General features: G+C 63.1%; 18 protein-coding genes and 1 tRNA gene. 12 read left to right on the top strand and 7 right to left on the bottom strand.

The annotated features are described in order from the left end of the window. From trbK-alt to C5748_RS20575, 6 genes are read left to right on the top strand one after another with little or no spacing between them, the layout of a single operon-like run. Complete coding sequence (trbK-alt, locus tag C5748_RS20600; RefSeq protein WP_105743835.1) at positions 1-288, top strand: putative entry exclusion protein TrbK-alt; 288 nt, start codon at positions 1-3, stop codon at positions 286-288. Positions 289-292: 4 nt separating this feature from the next. Then, the gene (gene trbL / locus C5748_RS20595; RefSeq protein ID WP_105743833.1) at positions 293-1654 is read left to right on the top strand and encodes a P-type conjugative transfer protein TrbL; all 1362 of its coding nucleotides are present in this window, start codon (positions 293-295) and stop codon (positions 1652-1654) included. Then, positions 1651-2340 (top strand): conjugal transfer protein TrbF, encoded by a 690-nt coding sequence (gene trbF / locus C5748_RS20590; protein WP_105743831.1) that lies wholly within the window; start codon positions 1651-1653, stop codon positions 2338-2340. The genes trbL and trbF overlap by 4 nt, the downstream gene beginning before the upstream one ends. Beyond that, positions 2337-3338, top strand: coding sequence for a P-type conjugative transfer protein TrbG (trbG, locus tag C5748_RS20585; RefSeq protein WP_199194857.1), 1002 nt, complete (start codon positions 2337-2339; stop codon positions 3336-3338). The genes trbF and trbG overlap by 4 nt, the downstream gene beginning before the upstream one ends. Next, positions 3335-4471 (top strand): TraB/TrbI/VirB10 family type IV secretion system protein, encoded by a 1137-nt coding sequence (locus tag C5748_RS20580; protein WP_105743827.1) that lies wholly within the window; start codon positions 3335-3337, stop codon positions 4469-4471. The genes trbG and C5748_RS20580 overlap by 4 nt, the downstream gene beginning before the upstream one ends. Before the next feature lie 2 nt (positions 4472-4473). Continuing rightward, the gene (locus C5748_RS20575) at positions 4474-4707 is read left to right on the top strand and encodes a DUF2274 domain-containing protein (protein ID WP_105743825.1); all 234 of its coding nucleotides are present in this window, start codon (positions 4474-4476) and stop codon (positions 4705-4707) included. A gap of 15 nt (positions 4708-4722) precedes the next feature. Here the strand turns inward: C5748_RS20575 and C5748_RS20570 are convergent, their stop codons facing one another. Further along, positions 4723-5568: a sulfite exporter TauE/SafE family protein gene (locus C5748_RS20570; protein WP_245581893.1), complete on the bottom strand. Its 846-nt coding sequence runs from the start codon at positions 5566-5568 to the stop codon at positions 4723-4725. A 60-nt stretch (positions 5569-5628) separates the two neighbouring features. Here C5748_RS20570 and C5748_RS20565 point away from each other — a divergent pair, with 60 nt between their 5' ends. The 4 genes from C5748_RS20565 to C5748_RS20550 are packed head-to-tail and all read left to right on the top strand — an operon-like array spanning position 5629 to position 8346. Beyond that, the gene (locus tag C5748_RS20565) at positions 5629-5946 is read left to right on the top strand and encodes a hypothetical protein (protein ID WP_105743823.1); all 318 of its coding nucleotides are present in this window, start codon (positions 5629-5631) and stop codon (positions 5944-5946) included. Then, positions 5943-6296, top strand: a complete 354-nt coding sequence (locus C5748_RS20560; protein ID WP_105743821.1) for a toxin-antitoxin system TumE family protein — start codon at positions 5943-5945, stop codon at positions 6294-6296. Before C5748_RS20565 ends, C5748_RS20560 begins: the two co-directional genes overlap by 4 nt. After that, positions 6293-6691, top strand: coding sequence for an HVO_A0114 family putative DNA-binding protein (locus C5748_RS20555; protein WP_105743819.1), 399 nt, complete (start codon positions 6293-6295; stop codon positions 6689-6691). Before C5748_RS20560 ends, C5748_RS20555 begins: the two co-directional genes overlap by 4 nt. Then, entirely contained in the window at positions 6688-8346 is a 1659-nt protein-coding gene (locus C5748_RS20550) for a recombinase family protein (protein ID WP_105743817.1), read from the top strand. The genes C5748_RS20555 and C5748_RS20550 overlap by 4 nt, the downstream gene beginning before the upstream one ends. Here the strand turns inward: C5748_RS20550 and C5748_RS20545 are convergent. Further along, positions 8317-8393: transfer RNA gene (locus C5748_RS20545), tRNA-Arg, on the bottom strand. The two genes, C5748_RS20550 and C5748_RS20545, sit on opposite strands and share 30 nt — an antisense overlap. A 209-nt stretch (positions 8394-8602) precedes the next feature. Next, complete coding sequence (locus tag C5748_RS20540; RefSeq protein ID WP_105743815.1) at positions 8603-10159, bottom strand: sensor histidine kinase; 1557 nt, start codon at positions 10157-10159, stop codon at positions 8603-8605. A 193-nt stretch (positions 10160-10352) separates the two neighbouring features. Here C5748_RS20540 and C5748_RS20535 point away from each other — a divergent pair, with 193 nt between their 5' ends. Further along, positions 10353-11474 carry a carbohydrate kinase gene (locus tag C5748_RS20535; protein WP_105743813.1) on the top strand — a complete coding sequence of 374 codons (1122 nt, stop codon included), beginning with the start codon at positions 10353-10355 and terminating at the stop codon, positions 11472-11474. Next, the gene (locus tag C5748_RS20530) at positions 11471-12394 is read left to right on the top strand and encodes a pseudouridine-5'-phosphate glycosidase (protein WP_105743811.1); all 924 of its coding nucleotides are present in this window, start codon (positions 11471-11473) and stop codon (positions 12392-12394) included. Before C5748_RS20535 ends, C5748_RS20530 begins: the two co-directional genes overlap by 4 nt. Positions 12395-12516: 122 nt before the next feature. Here the strand turns inward: C5748_RS20530 and C5748_RS20525 are convergent, their stop codons facing one another. From C5748_RS20525 to C5748_RS20510, 4 genes are all read right to left on the bottom strand, one after another. Further along, positions 12517-12705, bottom strand: a complete 189-nt coding sequence (locus C5748_RS20525; RefSeq protein WP_105743809.1) for a helix-turn-helix transcriptional regulator — start codon at positions 12703-12705, stop codon at positions 12517-12519. Continuing rightward, positions 12702-13061 (bottom strand): hypothetical protein, encoded by a 360-nt coding sequence (locus C5748_RS20520; protein ID WP_245581892.1) that lies wholly within the window; start codon positions 13059-13061, stop codon positions 12702-12704. The genes C5748_RS20525 and C5748_RS20520 overlap by 4 nt, the downstream gene beginning before the upstream one ends. Before the next feature lie 204 nt (positions 13062-13265). Beyond that, a complete protein-coding gene (locus C5748_RS20515; protein WP_245581891.1) occupies positions 13266-13889 on the bottom strand; it encodes an alpha/beta hydrolase family protein in 624 nt (207 codons plus the stop codon). A 220-nt stretch (positions 13890-14109) separates the two neighbouring features. Next, positions 14110-15123, bottom strand: a complete 1014-nt coding sequence (locus C5748_RS20510) for an aldose epimerase family protein (protein ID WP_105743804.1) — start codon at positions 15121-15123, stop codon at positions 14110-14112. Positions 15124-15197 lie beyond the last annotated feature (74 nt).

The raw sequence follows: 15197 nt of genomic DNA, 5'->3' as shown, positions 1-15197 counted from the left end.
ATGGACGGCAAGATGCTGGCCCGGCTCGGGGCCGTGGTATTCATCGCCATCGCCGTCACGGCGACCGCAATTGACATGGCGCGGAAGGACGAGCCTTCCGCGCCACCCTCTGCGCCGGCCTTCCAGCCCCCGGCCGATCCGTTGCGCGAAACCCTGCGCCGTTGCCAGCAGCTCGGCGAGGCTGCCGCCAGCGATGCCGGCTGCCTTGCCGCATGGGCTGAATCCCGCGACCGCTTCCTCGGCCGCACGCCAGCGCCCGCCACACCGCAATCCAGCGAAGGGCGGTGAGCGCATGGGCAACACGGGCGTTATCGACAATTTCCTCGGGGTCTTCACCTCCTACATCGACAGCGGTTTCGGGATGCTCGGCGGCGAGGTCGCCTTCATCGCCACGACGCTGATCGTCATCGACGTAACACTTGCCGCGCTCTTTTGGGCATGGGGCGCGGATGACGACATTATCGCCCGGCTGGTGAAGAAGACGCTGTTCATCGGCGTCTTCGCCTACATCATCGGCAATTGGAACAACCTCGCCCGCATCGTCTTCGAGAGTTTCGCCGGCCTCGGCCTCATGGCATCGGGGACGAGCTTTTCCGTTGCCGACCTTATGCGGCCGGGTCGCGTGGCGCAGACCGGTCTCGACGCCGGCCGTCCGCTGCTCGACTCCATTTCCGACCTCATGGGCTGGATCGCGTTCTTCGAGAACTTCATCCAGATCGCCTGCCTGCTGTTCGCATGGGCGCTGGTCGTGCTGGCCTTCTTCATCCTCGCCATCCAGCTTTTCGTGACCCTGATCGAGTTCAAGCTGACCACGCTCGCCGGCTTCGTCCTCATCCCCTTCGGCCTGTTCGGCAAGACCGCCTTCATGGCCGAAAAGGTGCTCGGCAACGTGGTGTCGTCCGGCATCAAGGTCTTGGTGCTCGCCGTCATCATCGGCATCGGCAGCACCCTGTTTTCGCAATTCACGGCCGGTTTCGGCGGGGCGACCCCGACCATCGACGACGCCATGGCGATTGTGCTCGCCGCGCTGTCGCTGCTCGGCCTCGGCATCTTCGGCCCCGGCATCGCCAACGGCATCGTGAGCGGCGGGCCGCAGCTCGGCGCGGGCGCAGCCGTGGGAACCGGGCTTGCGGTCGCAGGTGCAGGCGTCGCCGCTGGCGGCGGGGCCATGCTTGCCGCCAAGGGTGGTGCTGCCGCCCTGTCCGGTGGGGCCGCGGCTGTCCGCGGCGGCGCGACGGCCGCGGGCGCGGCAACCGCAGCCTATAGCGTCGGCGCGCTCGGCCAGTCCGGCGCGGCCGGTGTCGCTTCCGGCCTTGGCGGTGTTGCCCGCGCCGCAGGCTCGGCCGCCGTCTCTCCCTTGAAGCGCGCCGTCTCGAAAGCCACCGAATCCGTCAAATCCAGCTTTTCCGGTGGCGCACGCGCAGCCTTCGGTGTGACCGGCGGCTCATCCACCGCAGGCACGGTCGGCGGCGCTAGCGCCGATCCTGTCGCAGCAGCATCCGGCCCGGCCGGCAGCCCGCCCGCATGGGCGCAGCGGATGCGTCGCTCGCAGGCCATGAACCACGGCACCACCATGGCAGCCCATGCGGTGCGCTCCGGCGACAGCCACGGCTCCGGTTCCTCCATCAACCTTTCCGAAAGTGACCGCTCATGAGCATCTTCAAACGACCAGCAACCCATTACGGCAAATCGCCGGAACCCGAGACGCCTTATCAGAAGGCCGCGCAGGCATGGGACGAGCGTATCGGCTCGGCCCGCGTGCAGGCTCGGAATTGGCGGCTCATGGCCTTCGGTTCGCTGGTCCTTTCGGCCGGCTTCGCCTCGGCGCTGGTCTGGCAATCCGCACGCGGGACCATCGTGCCGTGGGTAGTGCAGGTCGATAATCTCGGTCAGGCGCAGACCGTCGCGCCTGCCAACGCCGACTATCGGCCGACCGATCCGCAGATTGCTTTCCATCTCGGCCGTTTCATTGAGCAGGTCCGTGCGATCCCGGCCGATGCGATCATTGTCCGCCAGAACTGGCTTCGCGCCTACGAATGGACCACGGATCGCGGCGCGTCTGCATTGAACGATTACGCCCGCGCCAATGATCCTTTCACCAAGGTCGGCCGTCAGCAGGTCGCCGTCGAGGTGTCGAGCGTCATCCGGGCCTCGCCCAACAGCTTCCGTGTTGCGTGGACGGAACGCCATTTCGAGAACGGCCAGCTTTCCACGACCGAGCGATGGACGGCGATTCTCACCATCGTCATCCAGCCGCCGCGCGATGCCGAACGGCTGCGCGCCAATCCGCTTGGAATCTACATCAACGCAATTTCATGGTCGCGGGAGATGAGCCAATGAGGACGAACACCCGCACCCCGACAATCGCGGCCTTGCTGCTTTCGGCCACCATGCTCGCAGGCTGCGCCACCAACCGGACGCCGCAATTCAGCTACGATGCCAGCGTGCCGCCGCTGCCGACCGTGCAGGCGGCGGCAACAGATAACACGCCCCGGCCGTTGCATGTGCCTCCGGCGTGGACCGTGGCGCGTGGCGGAACCGTCGCCGGCACGCCGGCCGGCCGCGTCGAGAACGCCAATGCTGCCGCCCGCGTCGAGCCGCGCAGGGAAGGCTATTACAACGCCATCCAGATTTATCCGTGGTCGGAAGGCGCGCTCTATCAGGTCTATGCCGCAGTCGGGCAGATCACGACCATTGCACTGGAGCCGGGCGAGAGCCTGACAGGCGCGGGGCCGATCGCGGCCGGCGACACCGCCCGCTGGGTCATTGGCGATACGGAATCCGGTTCGGGCGCAAATCGCCGCGTCCATATCCTCGTGAAACCGACGCGACCTGACATTTCCACCAACCTTGTCGTCACCACCGACCGGCGCACCTACATGATCGAGCTGCGCGCGCGGGAATCACTCTACATGCCGGCCGTCGCATGGGCCTATCCCGCACCGCCTGCCGGCCAGCGCCAGACCGTTCCGGCCGCACCGATCATCCCGGCCGAGGCTGCGCGGAACTACCGCTATGCATTGCAGGTGCAGGGCGACAACCCGCCATGGCGGCCGGCTTCCGTGTTCGACGATGGACGCCGCGTCTATGTCGTTTTCCCGGCCGGGATCGTGCAGGGCGAGATGCCGCCGATCTTCGTGCTCGGATCGAATGGCGAGCCGCAGATCGTCAATTCCCGCATCCACCAGAACGTCCTGATCGTGGATCGCCTGTTCGGCGCGGCCGAGCTGCGCCTTGGCAGCGGCAATCGCCAGCAGGTCGTCAGGATCGTCCGCACCAACCCGACGCAGGCGGCAGACGCGCAGCCCGCCAGCGTGACCGGAGGCTCCCCGTCATGACCGACAACACCATCGCCGATACTGCTCCGACCATGCGCCTGCGCGCAGAGCCGCCCCGCGTCACACGCCTGTCCCGCAAGATGCTGGCAGGCGTCGGAGCCATCGCGCTTCTCGGCATAGGCAGCTCATTGATCTACGCGCTCCAGACTCGCGACGGGGGACAGGGCAGCGAAGAACTCTATTCGACCGAGAACCGGCCCACGGCGGACGGCCTTGCCGGTTTGCCGCGCGATTATACCGGGCCGGTGCTCGGCCCCGCGCTGCCCGGAGATTTGGGCCGCCCCATCCTCGACGCGCAGAACCGGGGACAGCCCGTCGTGCCGCCCGTCATGACGACGCCCGCCGTCGATCCCGAGGAAGAACGCCGCCGCGCCGAGGAAGAAGCCGCGCGCTTGAGCAATGTGTTCTTCCAGTCCGGCCCGCGCACGGGAGCGCCGGCAGGAACGGCCATGCCCGGCCTTTCCGGTCTCGGCCTTGGCGGACAGCAAGCGACGCAGGACCGGCACACGGCGTTCCTCAATGGACCCGTGGACCGGCAGACCGTCGCGCCGGATCGTGTTACGCCGCCGGCATCGCCCTACATCCTTCAGGCCGGGGCCGTAATCCCGGCCGCGCTCATCACCGGCATCCGTTCCGATCTGCCCGGCCAGATCACCGCGCAGGTGACGGAGAACGTCTATGACAGCCCCACCGGCTCGCTGTTGTTGATCCCGCAGGGCACCCGCATCATCGGCCAATACGATGACGGCGTGACCTTCGGCCAGCGCAGGGTGCTCTTGGTGTGGAACCGCCTGATCCTGCCGGGCGGCCGTTCCATCGTTCTGGAGCGCCTGCCGGGCGCGGACGCCAGCGGTTACGCCGGCCTTGAGGATGGCGTCGATTATCACTGGTGGGATCTGATGAAGGCCGCAGGGCTGTCCACGCTGCTCGCAGTCGGCACGGAACTGGCGACCAGCGACGAGGACCGGCTTATCCGGGCGATCCGCGACGGGGCACAGGATACCGTCAATCAGGCCGGCCAGCAGATCGTGCAGCGCCAGTTGCAGGTTGCCCCTACGTTGACCATCCGGCCGGGCTTTCCGGTTCGCATCATCGTGACCCGTGACCTTGTGTTTGAGCCGGCAGGAGGTTGACCATGACCAAACTTAAACTCGGGCCGCTGCCCGACGACAAGCCCGTCAAGGTGACGGTGGAGCTGCCTGCGCCGCTTCACCGCGATCTGGTCGCCTATGCCGAGGTGCTGGCCCGCGAGAGCGGCCAGCCCGCCGCCGATCCCGTCAGGCTCATCGTGCCGATGCTGGAACGGTTCATCGCCACGGATCGCGGATTCGCTAAGGCGCGGAGGACTGTGGTGCTTCATGAGAACTGAATGACCGAGCTGTCACTACCATAGTAGCTTGAGTCCTGAAACGAACAGCAACAGGGCAAGAATACCGCGCAACCAACGGTCGGAGAGGAACCGGCTTCCGATGAAAGCCCCCACCGAACCTCCTGCCGCAACAGCAACCAACCACCATGGCAGGGATGCAGGTAGCTGATCCCAGTAGGAATAGGCACCGATCAAAGCCGCCGCCGAGTTCATCAGATTGTAAACCGCCGTGGTCGCGGCGGTCTGGTGCGCCGTCCCCCAATTCATGGCCAGTATCACCGGCGCGAGGAACACACCGCCCCCTGTTCCAGTGGTTCCCGACATGAAACCGATGACAGCACCTGTCGCCAGTGCGGCCCAAAATGGCGGCGCAACGGGTGCTGCGAGGAATGCCCCTCTCTTGCGCAGGGCTGATCGCGCCATCTGAAGCGCCGAAAGTATGAGCACCACTCCAACAACGGGATAGTAGATCGCTCCGGGAAGTTGGATTGCCCCGCCCAGAAGTGAAAACGGGAAGCCGAGGATAGCGAATGGATAGACGTTCCGCCACGACAGCCGCCCGACCTTCGAGAAATGGAAGGTGCCGATTGCCGCTACTAACAGATTCAGCGCGAGTGCGGTTGTTTTCATGACCAGCGGCGTAAAGCCGAACAGCGCCATTACTGCGATGTAGCCCGATGCTCCGGCCTGCCCAACCGCCGCATAGACTAAGGCAACAACGAGAAAAGCTGCTGCAAGCCAGATTACTTCCGTATCCAATTCTGCCGGTGCCCCATTGATAATCCATACAAGCTTACGGCGGGGTGCCGCCAGCGCATAGGCGCAAATGCGGCACGCTACAGCCCGCCGACTGCCCTCCATGGTTCGCTTAATTCCGGGGCCTTGAACGCCCCGGAATCCACCAGAACCAAGGAGGATTCCATGTGCGCAGAGCGCCGCCACGCCCGCAAAGGGCGACCGCGACAGCCGGTCCCCGAGACACTTCCCGACGATCTTTTCGACTATGCGGACGATCCCGCGCCGGACGGCCGGGCGCGAGCCGGCGACGCGCCGCTTCTTGCACCGAATGGGCAGAGGATGCGTGTCACCGATGATTGGCCCGAGGATATTCCCGTCATCGAGGCCGAGATTGACGTGTTTGAGCGTTGGTTCGGCGATGTGTTCGACGACCTTCTGAACCCGAGAAAGCCGGATGATGGCTTGCAATTCCTATCTCAAACTGATAGGAAAAAGACGTGAGCGCGGATCGTGATCCGGGCCTTGACACGCTTCTGGACCTCGACGGACAGATGCTCTTTGTCGATACCGAGGGCGGCCATTGGGTGAAGTTCGTCGTCACCCGCGTTCCGGCCTCGCCGGAGAAGCCGCACGGCCTCGATTATTCGCTCACGCTTCACGGGCCTTCGGGCGAACGGCTGGTCGGCTTCGATAACGCCCATCCGGTCGGCCGGGGCAGGCGCGGTGAGCCGATGGACCATCGGCACCGCATCCAGACCGTGAAGCCTTACGCCTACGAGGATGCGGCCACGCTGCTGGCCGACTTCTGGCAGGCGGTGGACGCGGTGTTGAAGGAACAAGGTGCGCTATGACCACATTGAAAGTCGGGATTGCCGACTACGAAGAAATGAAGGCCCGCACCATGCGGATCGCGCGCGGCGAGGAAAAACCTGCGCCCAGCGATCCGAAGGTGTGGTTTACCTCGACCGAGTCCTTTGCCAAGGTGCTGTCGGCCGGCAACCGCGAACTGCTGCGCATCATCGCCGAGAAAGCCCCGGCATCGCTGGAGGAACTGGCGGAAATTACCGGCCGGGCCGGCTCCAATTTGTCACGCACCCTAAAAACCATGGAGAGCTATGGCCTTGTGCGGCTTGAACCGGGGCATGGACGTAAGCTCGCGCCCAAGGTGGTGCATGACCGGGTGGAGTTGGCGTTGCCCCTGATCGACCGTCCGAAGCCGAGGAAGGCCGTAGGAGATCGGCCATGAACATGCACAGCCCAACCGTTACCGCCCGCGCCGCCCTCTACCTACGCGTCTCGACCGCCCGGCAGGCCGAGCACGACATTTCCATCCCTGACCAGAAGCGGCAGGGCGAAGCCTATTGCGAGCAACGCGGCCTGCAACTGGTGGAGACGTTCATCGAAGCAGGCGCAACCGCCACCAACGACAAGCGCCCCGAGTTTCAACGCATGATCGAAGCGGGCACCAGTAAGCCCGCCCCCTTCGATATTGTCGTGGTTCACTCGTTCAGCCGCTTCTTCCGCGATCACTTTGAGATGGAGTTCTATGTCAGGAAGCTGGCGAAAAACGGCGTCAAGCTGGTGTCGATCACGCAGGAGATGGGTGACGATCCCATGCACCAGATGATGCGGCAGATCATGGCGCTGTTCGACGAATACCAGTCGAAGGAGAACGCCAAGCACGTCCTGCGCGCCATGAACGAGAACGCCCGGCAAGGCTTCTGGAATGGCGCACGGCCGCCTATCGGCTATCGCATCGTTGCAGCCGAGCAGCGGGGATCGAAGATCAAGAAGAAGCTGGAAATCGACCCGCTGCACGCCGACACCGTGCGGCTGATCTATCGCCTGTTTCTTGAAGGCGACGGCACGGCCGGCGCGATGGGGGTCAAGGCCATCGCCACCTATCTCAACGAGCGCCGTTTCTTCACCCGCGACGGGGGACGGTGGGGGCTGGCGCAAATTCACGCCATCCTGACCCGCACCACCTATATCGGCGAGCACAGATTCAACACCCGCTCGCATAAAGACCGCGAGAAGAAGCCGGAGAGCGAGGTCGCCATAATGGCGGTGCCGCCCCTGATCGAGCGCGAGCTATACGATGCGGTGCAAGCCCGCCTGAAATCCCGAAATCCCATGGTAACACCCGCGCGTGTGTCGAGTGGCCCCACGCTGCTGACAGGCATTTGCTTCTGCGCCAAGTGCGGGGGCGCGATGACGCTGCGCACCGGGCAAGGCAGCACGGGAGCGACATACCGCTATTACACCTGCTCGACCAAAGCGCGGCAGGGCAAGACCGGCTGCAAGGGCCGCACGATCCCGATGGACAAGCTGGACCATCTGGTCGCCGACCATATCGGGGATCGGTTGCTCCAGCCCAAACGTCTGGAAACTGTCCTCGCCAGCGTCATCGACCGGCGGCAGGAGCGCGCCGAGCGCCGCCGCGAGCATCTTGCCGAGCTTCACAGGCGAATCACAGAAGCCGACCAGCGCCTCGGCCGTCTCTTTGATGCCATCGAAGCGGGCATGGTGGACAAGGACGACGCCATGGCGAAAGAGCGCATGGTGAGCCTAAAGGCGTTGCGGGATCAGGCCGCCGCCGACGCCGAGCGCACGCAACTCGCGCTCGACAGTTCAGGCAATCAGGGCGTCAGCCCCGATATGCTCAAGGGCTTCGCCCGCAAAGCCCGCGAACGGATACGACTCGATGATGGCGGCTACCGCCGCGACCATCTGCGCGCACTGGCGCAGCGCGTCGAGGTCGCCGACGACGAGGTTCGCATCATGGGATCGAAGTCGGAATTGCTGCGAACGCTGGTCGCCGCTTCAAGCGTAGAAACGGCGGCGTTCGGCGTTCATAGTTCTGTTCTGAAATGGCGCGCCCGAAAGGATTCGAACCTCTGACCCCCAGATTCGTAGTCTGGTGCTCTATCCAGCTGAGCTACGGGCGCGTGCCGCTTGTGTTGCGCTCATCAAGCGCAGCGCGGTACCTAATGGGTTCGGCTTCCGAATGCAAGCTCTTATGACAAAAAACTGTCACTCCTGGCAATTTCGTTCCACAGCAGGGAGTGACCTCGGTCAGGACGCTTTTCGAAAATGTCGAAGGGCTGAAGCGCCTCGATGCTGAAGCCGTCCAGGTGCTGAAGCACCGGCGCGCGGCTCAGGCGCCCTTGCCGGCCTCCGCCGCTTCCTTCTGGCGGCGCCAGTTGGCCAGCGAAACCGGCATGTCGGGAATGCGGATTTCGAATTGCGTGCCGCATGTCCTGTCGTCACGCAATTCGATGGTGCCGCCATGCGCGCGCACCAGCTCGTGGGCGATGGCGAGGCCGAGCCCGGTGCCGTCGCGGCGGGTCGAGCCGCGAAACGCGGTGAAGAGATTGTCGCGGGCCTTTTGCGGCAGGCCGGGTCCGGTATCCTCAATGCCGATGATCGCGGTCGAGCCGACGCGTCCCGCCGTGACGGTCAGCCGTTTGATGACGCTTTCATCGCCGGGTCGATCGGCGCTCATCGCCTGGATTGCATTGCGGCAAAGATTGGTGATGATGCGGAAGAACTGTTCCGTATCGGCGTCCATCTCGAAATCCTGCGGCACGAGATTGCGGAATTCTATGCCGCTGTCCGGTTCGATCGAAAGTGTCTCCTCGACATCGGCGATGATGGTGTGGAGCAGGACGCGGCGCTGCTTCGGCGGCGCTTCCTGGGTGCGGCCATAGGCGATGACGCTTTCGGCATAGCTGATCGCGCGGTTGAGCGTGCGGATGAGCTTGGGCGCGAAACGCTGCACCACCGGGTCCTTGGCATCGGCCAGATGGTCCGACATCAGCTGCGCGGAGGCGAGAATGTTGCGCATGTCGTGATTGATCTTGGAAACGGCGAGCCCCAGATCGGCCAGGTGCTTCTGTTCGGAGAAGGTGCGCTGCAGATCGCTCTGGATAGCTGCCAGCTGGCGCTGCGCCACGCCCAGCTCGTCCTTGCGGTTGTCGGGGATGATGATGCGCGTCGGATCATCGGGCGCCTGGGCGAAGCCCATCATGTTGCGGTGCATGCGCCGCACCGGGCGCAGCAGCATCTCATTGATGACGAGATAGACGAGGCTTGCCGCGATCAGCGAAATGACCAGCGAGAGCACGGCCACATTGCGTGCATAGCGTAGCATGGCCTGGCGCAATGGCGCATCTGATGTCACCAGTTCGATGACCTTGTCGCTGTTGCCGATTGGGCCGTAGACCCGCAATGTGCGGTCGCCCCCGGTAAAGAGCGTATCGAAAGCATCCCAGATTGCCGCCGCCTCGCTGGTATGGGCGAGATCGATATGCTGATCGATGGTCTGCGGCATCTCGGACATGGCGAGCAGACGCGAGGCGCCTTTCTCGCGCAGGGCGATTGCTTTCGTCCCTGTTGCCAGGAGAACGCTGTCCTGCACTTCGCGTGGCACGACAGGGGTTTCGCTGTCGGCCAGCACGATGCTGGCGGCGGCCACCGTATCGAGCCGCGTGGTCAGCCAGCGCATTCGCATGCTGGCGACGGAAGGAACAAAGATCAGCACCTCCGCCACCAGGACGGAGAGGACCGTCAGGAGCAGCACCTTGCTGGAAAGGCGTTGGCGCAGCGGCAATCTGATCAGCGGGCGGTTTTCGCAGGCGCTGGCACGGCATGCCGAGCCGGGGCCGGCATCAACCACTCCATCCATCATCGAGCCATCTTCTTTTCCGGCCATTGATTCTATCCGATGAGAGTTGCTGCCGGCTATGCGCATCAATCGCTTGAGCATATGCGGTAATCTAAACCTATATACGTCACGCATCTGCATTTTTCCATGGCGATGCCTCCCATCCATTCTGAAAACAATTGTTGATATGGTAATCAAGAGTTGGTAGAGGTGCTGCCGGCAACGGCAGATCGGGTGCGGCATGGACGATCTTGGCGCGCAGGAACGCGCGGTTCTGGAAATCATAACGGCCAATCCCTTTGCCGGGCAGCAGGATATCGCCAATATGCTGGGCCTGGCGCGCTCGACGGTGGCGGCCCATGTCGTCCAGCTCGTCCACAAGGGCTATATTCTCGGGCGCGGCTATGTCCTGCCCGCGTCGAAGCACATTGCCGTTCTCGGCGGTGCGGTGTTCGACCGGAAATATCATGCCCGCGCGCCTCTGATTTCCGGGACGTCCAATCCGGTCGACGGCCACCGCAGCTTTGGCGGCGTGGCGCGCAACGTGGCGGAGAATCTCGCCCGTCTCGACGTGACGACGGCTTTCGTGTCGATCGTCGGCGATGATGATACGGGACGCTCGATCATCCGCCATTTGCGCGATCTCGGCGTCGATACCAGCCAGATCGTCGTCTCAGGCGAAGCGCCGACCGCTGAATATGCCGCCATATTGGGGCCGGAAAACGAGCTGGTGCTGGGGATTGCCGACATGGGCATCTTCGACCTGTTCTCGCCGTCGCATCTCGATCGCGTCTGGCCGCATCTGGCCGCCGCCAACTGGGTTTTCGCCGATTGCAATTTGCCGGCTGAGACGTTGCAGACACTGATCACGCGCAAAGAGGGCGCGCGCTTCCGGCTCGCCATCGATGCCGTGTCTTCGCCCAAGGCCGGGCGGTTGCCGAAGAATCTCGACGGTGTGGATATTCTCTTCCTCAATCTGGATGAAGCCCACGCGGTGCTCGGCCGTAGCGAAAACGAACCGCGCCTGTCGCCGGAACGGGCGGCGGATGCGCTGCGAGCAGGCGGCGTTGCCGAAGTGGTGCTGACCATGGGCGCGGCGGGCATGCTGGTGGCGAGTGCCGAAGGCATGACGAAGATAGATGCCGTCCCGGCCCAGCCTGTCGATGTGACAGGTGCGGGCGACGCCATGATCGCCGGTACGCTTTATCGGCTCCTCTCCGGCGCAAGCCTGGCGGAGGGCGCGCGCACCGGCTCGCTTCTGGCAACGCTTACCACCGAGAGTGAGGCGAGCGTCCATCCGCTGCTTTCGCCGCGCTTCCTCGCGGCTCATATGAACCGTATTCCAGAAAGGGTCTCCCCATGAACGCATCGCTTCTCCACCCGACCGAAGAGGTCAAGGCCGCGATCGCCGACGGCGCGCCGCTCGTCGCGCTCGAATCGACCATCATCACCCACGGCATGCCCTATCCGGCCAATCTGGAGATGGCGCGCAAGGTCGAGGCGGTGATCCGCGGCCATGGTGCGATCCCCGCAACCACAGCCGTGGTCGAGGGCAAGATCCGCGTCGGGCTGGCGGACAGGGAAATCGAGACATTGGCGCAGGCGAAGGATGCGGTGAAGGCATCGAGCCGCGATCTCGCCGCCGCCATGGTGCAGGGGCGTTCGGCAGGCACCACCGTTTCGGCCACCATGCGCATCGCCGCCCTTGCCGGCATCGATATCTTCGCCACCGGCGGCGTCGGCGGCGTGCACCGGGGAGCGGAGGCGACCTTCGACATCTCCGCCGACCTGACGGAGCTTGGCCAGACCGCAACCACCGTCGTCTGCGCCGGCGTCAAGTCGATCCTCGATATCCCGAAGACGCTCGAATATCTGGAAACCCAGCGCGTCCCGGTCATCGCCTATGGCAGCGATGATTTCCCGGCCTTCTACACGCGCTCAAGCGGCTGCAAGGCCGACCATCGGCTGGATACGCCCGAAGCGATCGCCAAGGCGATGCTCCTGCACGCGCAACTGGGCTCCGGCACCGGCATCCTCATCGCCAATCCGATCCCTGAGGCGGATGCGCTCGACCCGGCCTTCATCGACGGCACGATCGCCGAGGCGGTGGCCGAAGCAGCAAAGCGCGGCATCGAGCGCAAGGAACTGACCCCGTTCCTCCTCGCCCGCATCAATGAATTGTCCAAAGGCGCGAGCCTCAAGGCCAATATCGCGCTGGTGCTCAACAATGCCGATCTGGCAGCGCGGATGGCGGTGGCGTATGCGAGGTTGAAGCGGGGGTGAGTGGGGTAAATTCAGGGGGAAGATGCGGTAGGCTGCGTTGATCGGAACTTGCGGTGAGCGGAATTGGTTATTTCAGTAATCTGTCCGGAAACCATCCTCTGCTGTCGTTCAGCCATCGGCGATCAAGGCTGAAATACTTCCTCGATAGTCAACTCAAACAGGCGGGCTATGCTGAAAGCCAAAGGCAGACTGGGATCGTAGCGCCCTCGCTCCAATGCATTGATCGTCTGGCGTGACACCTTGAGCAGTGCGGCGAGGTCCGCTTGAGACCAGTTCTTCTGCAATCGAAGTTCCTGGATGCGGTTGTTCATCTATAGCGCAGCCGTCCAATGACGAGACCCGCAATCCAAAGCGTGCACATCAGCGGCCATACCACGAACAGTGACAACTTCGGAAAGCCGACATTCTCCAGAAAGCCATAGCTGAAGGTGATCAGCGCAGTACCCGCGAACGCAAGGGCAAAGGCTTCAAGTTGTAACTTGCGCTGCATTTCGTCCAGGCATCCGATGGCTCTGACGATGGACCAGCACAGAAAGACTGCCGGAACCATCGGTGCCAGCGAGATGGCTATGCGTACCACCCCATTTTCGAGGTCATGTGCCAGAAGCCGCAGCGAGATGGCGAGAGTGATTGCATAGACGATGATACTCAGGATCGGCGGAATCATGTTTCGAATCATCATTGCACCTATATGTAAAGCAGCCTTTACATATAGGTGGCGCTTCAAAATGTAAAGTAGGCTTTACATACACTTGCCTTGCTCAGTTGAAGATGAACGACGCCCTGTCCACAAAGCGCATGTTTTGCGCGTTTCGTTCTCGCACGGATCTGGAAAATGCTGATGGCTGCGCCGATTGGAAGCGATATTCGTTCAGGATGTCAGATTGCGCTCGAAAAACGCGATCAGGCGTTCGTGATGTTCATTTTCCGCCGCGCTTCCTGGGATGTGGTCCTGCCCGTCGTAATAATGGACTTCAGGTCTTCTTCCGTGACGGTGCAATCGATCGGCAAGCCGCCTCGTCATATCGACGGACCAGACCTGATCGGCCGTCCCATGACTGAGGAACAGAGGTCCTTCGAAGCGTTCGATTTCAATGGGAGTAGAGGGAAGAAGCTCATCCGTTGAGCCGCGCCACGACCATGCGCGCTGGCCCGGGTCCCACGATTGCCACCCGGGATCGCCCGCATCGCGCCATTTTCGTCCGTCGAAAGCTCCGCAGATGACATCGGGCGGACTATGGGCGGCAATCGCATCCGGCAGGCCCCCTACACCGTCTCGGGCCATGAGAGATGCGGCCAGCAAGGCATGTTCCGCACCGCGGGAAACCCCATAAAGCCCGACCTTCTCGGCCGTGGCAGGAAACGCCCGCAATGCGGCAAGGGCGTCGACGGTCCTGTCCAGAGGCACATTGACGATATTTCCTGCATTCCAGGCGTTGCCACCGTTTGAATAACCGAAGGGAAAAGCCAGGAAGCCGTGCGCTGCAAGGATCACGGCATTACGGTGGCTCCAACCGGACCATGCACCCTCCGAGCCATGGAAGATCATGATTGCTGGAAAGGGGCCTTCGCCGGGTGGCCCATAAGTGGTGCCCCAATCAGGGATAAGGCGACGGAGGATTTTTAGGGCCATGTTACATTATCGCTTTCCGCATGCGAAGATGCCTTCTTTTTTCCGTGGACTGCTCTTCACCGCCACGTTTGCTCGAGCCCCCTCAATCCTCCCGGCTGAACACATACTGCGTCACCTGCCGATAAATCTCCCCGGGCCGCAGCACGGATCCCGGAAAATGCGGATGATGAATCGCATCGGGGAAGCGCTGGGGTTCGAGGCATAGGCCGCCGAAGCGTTCGCCCTGCCGTCCGCCGCGCAAAGGTTGGGGCAGCGGCAGGAAATTGCCGTCGTAGAATTGCAGCCCGGGTTCCGTCGCCCAGATTTCCATGGCGAGGCCGCTTTGCGGGCCTTCCAACCTCGCGGCGGGGCGGGGCACTGCCGCAGGCTGCATGGCGAGGACGAAATTATGATCGTAGCCGGCGTGGGGATTGCCGGACCGGATCGGGCGCGGTGTGCTGAAATCGAAGATGGTGCCGGCGACATCGGCGATTTCGCCTGATGGGATGAGATCGCTGTCGACGGGCGTGTAGGCATTGGCCGGGATGGTCAGCCTGTGGTCGAGGATCGTATCGGAACCGTCGAGATTGAAATAGGCGTGCCCCGCTGGATTGACGAGGGTAGGGCGGTCGGTCTCGGCGGTGAGTTCGAGCGTCAGCGTCATCCTCTCGATGGAATAACGGCAGATGACGCGCACCTCGCCCGGATAGCCCTCGTCGTCGTGCGGCGAGACGAGCGTCAGCGTCACCGATGACGGACCGGCATCGGCGATGCTCCACAGCTTACGCGAAAATCCTTCGACGCCGCCGTGAAGATGCGTGCGGCCGTTCTCGTTGAGGCTCAGCTGATGATCGACCCCGTCGAGCGTGAACCGGCCGCCGGCGATGCGGTTGGCGCAGCGCCCGGCGATCGCGCCGACATAGGCCGTCTGCGCCAGATAATCCTCAAGCCTGTCGAAGCCGAGAATGACCGAATGCGGGTCATTCCCTGTCTGTATGGTTAGATCGGCCAGCGTCGCCCCATAGGTGAGGATGCGCGCGCTCAACTCCGGGCCGCCGATGTCGATTGCATGGACCGTCTGCCCACCGGCCAGATGCCCGTAATCAGTCTTTTTCATCTCGATTTCCGTCCCACTTTTTCGCGTTTTGTGTTCTTTTGTTTTATTCTTCCGGTTTTTCCAGGGAACCGCAA

The sequence above is a fragment of the Phyllobacterium phragmitis genome (assembly GCF_002980495.1).
GTDB lineage: Bacteria > Pseudomonadota > Alphaproteobacteria > Rhizobiales > Rhizobiaceae > Paramesorhizobium > Paramesorhizobium phragmitis.
This window is presented reverse-complemented; position numbering and strand designations above follow the sequence as displayed.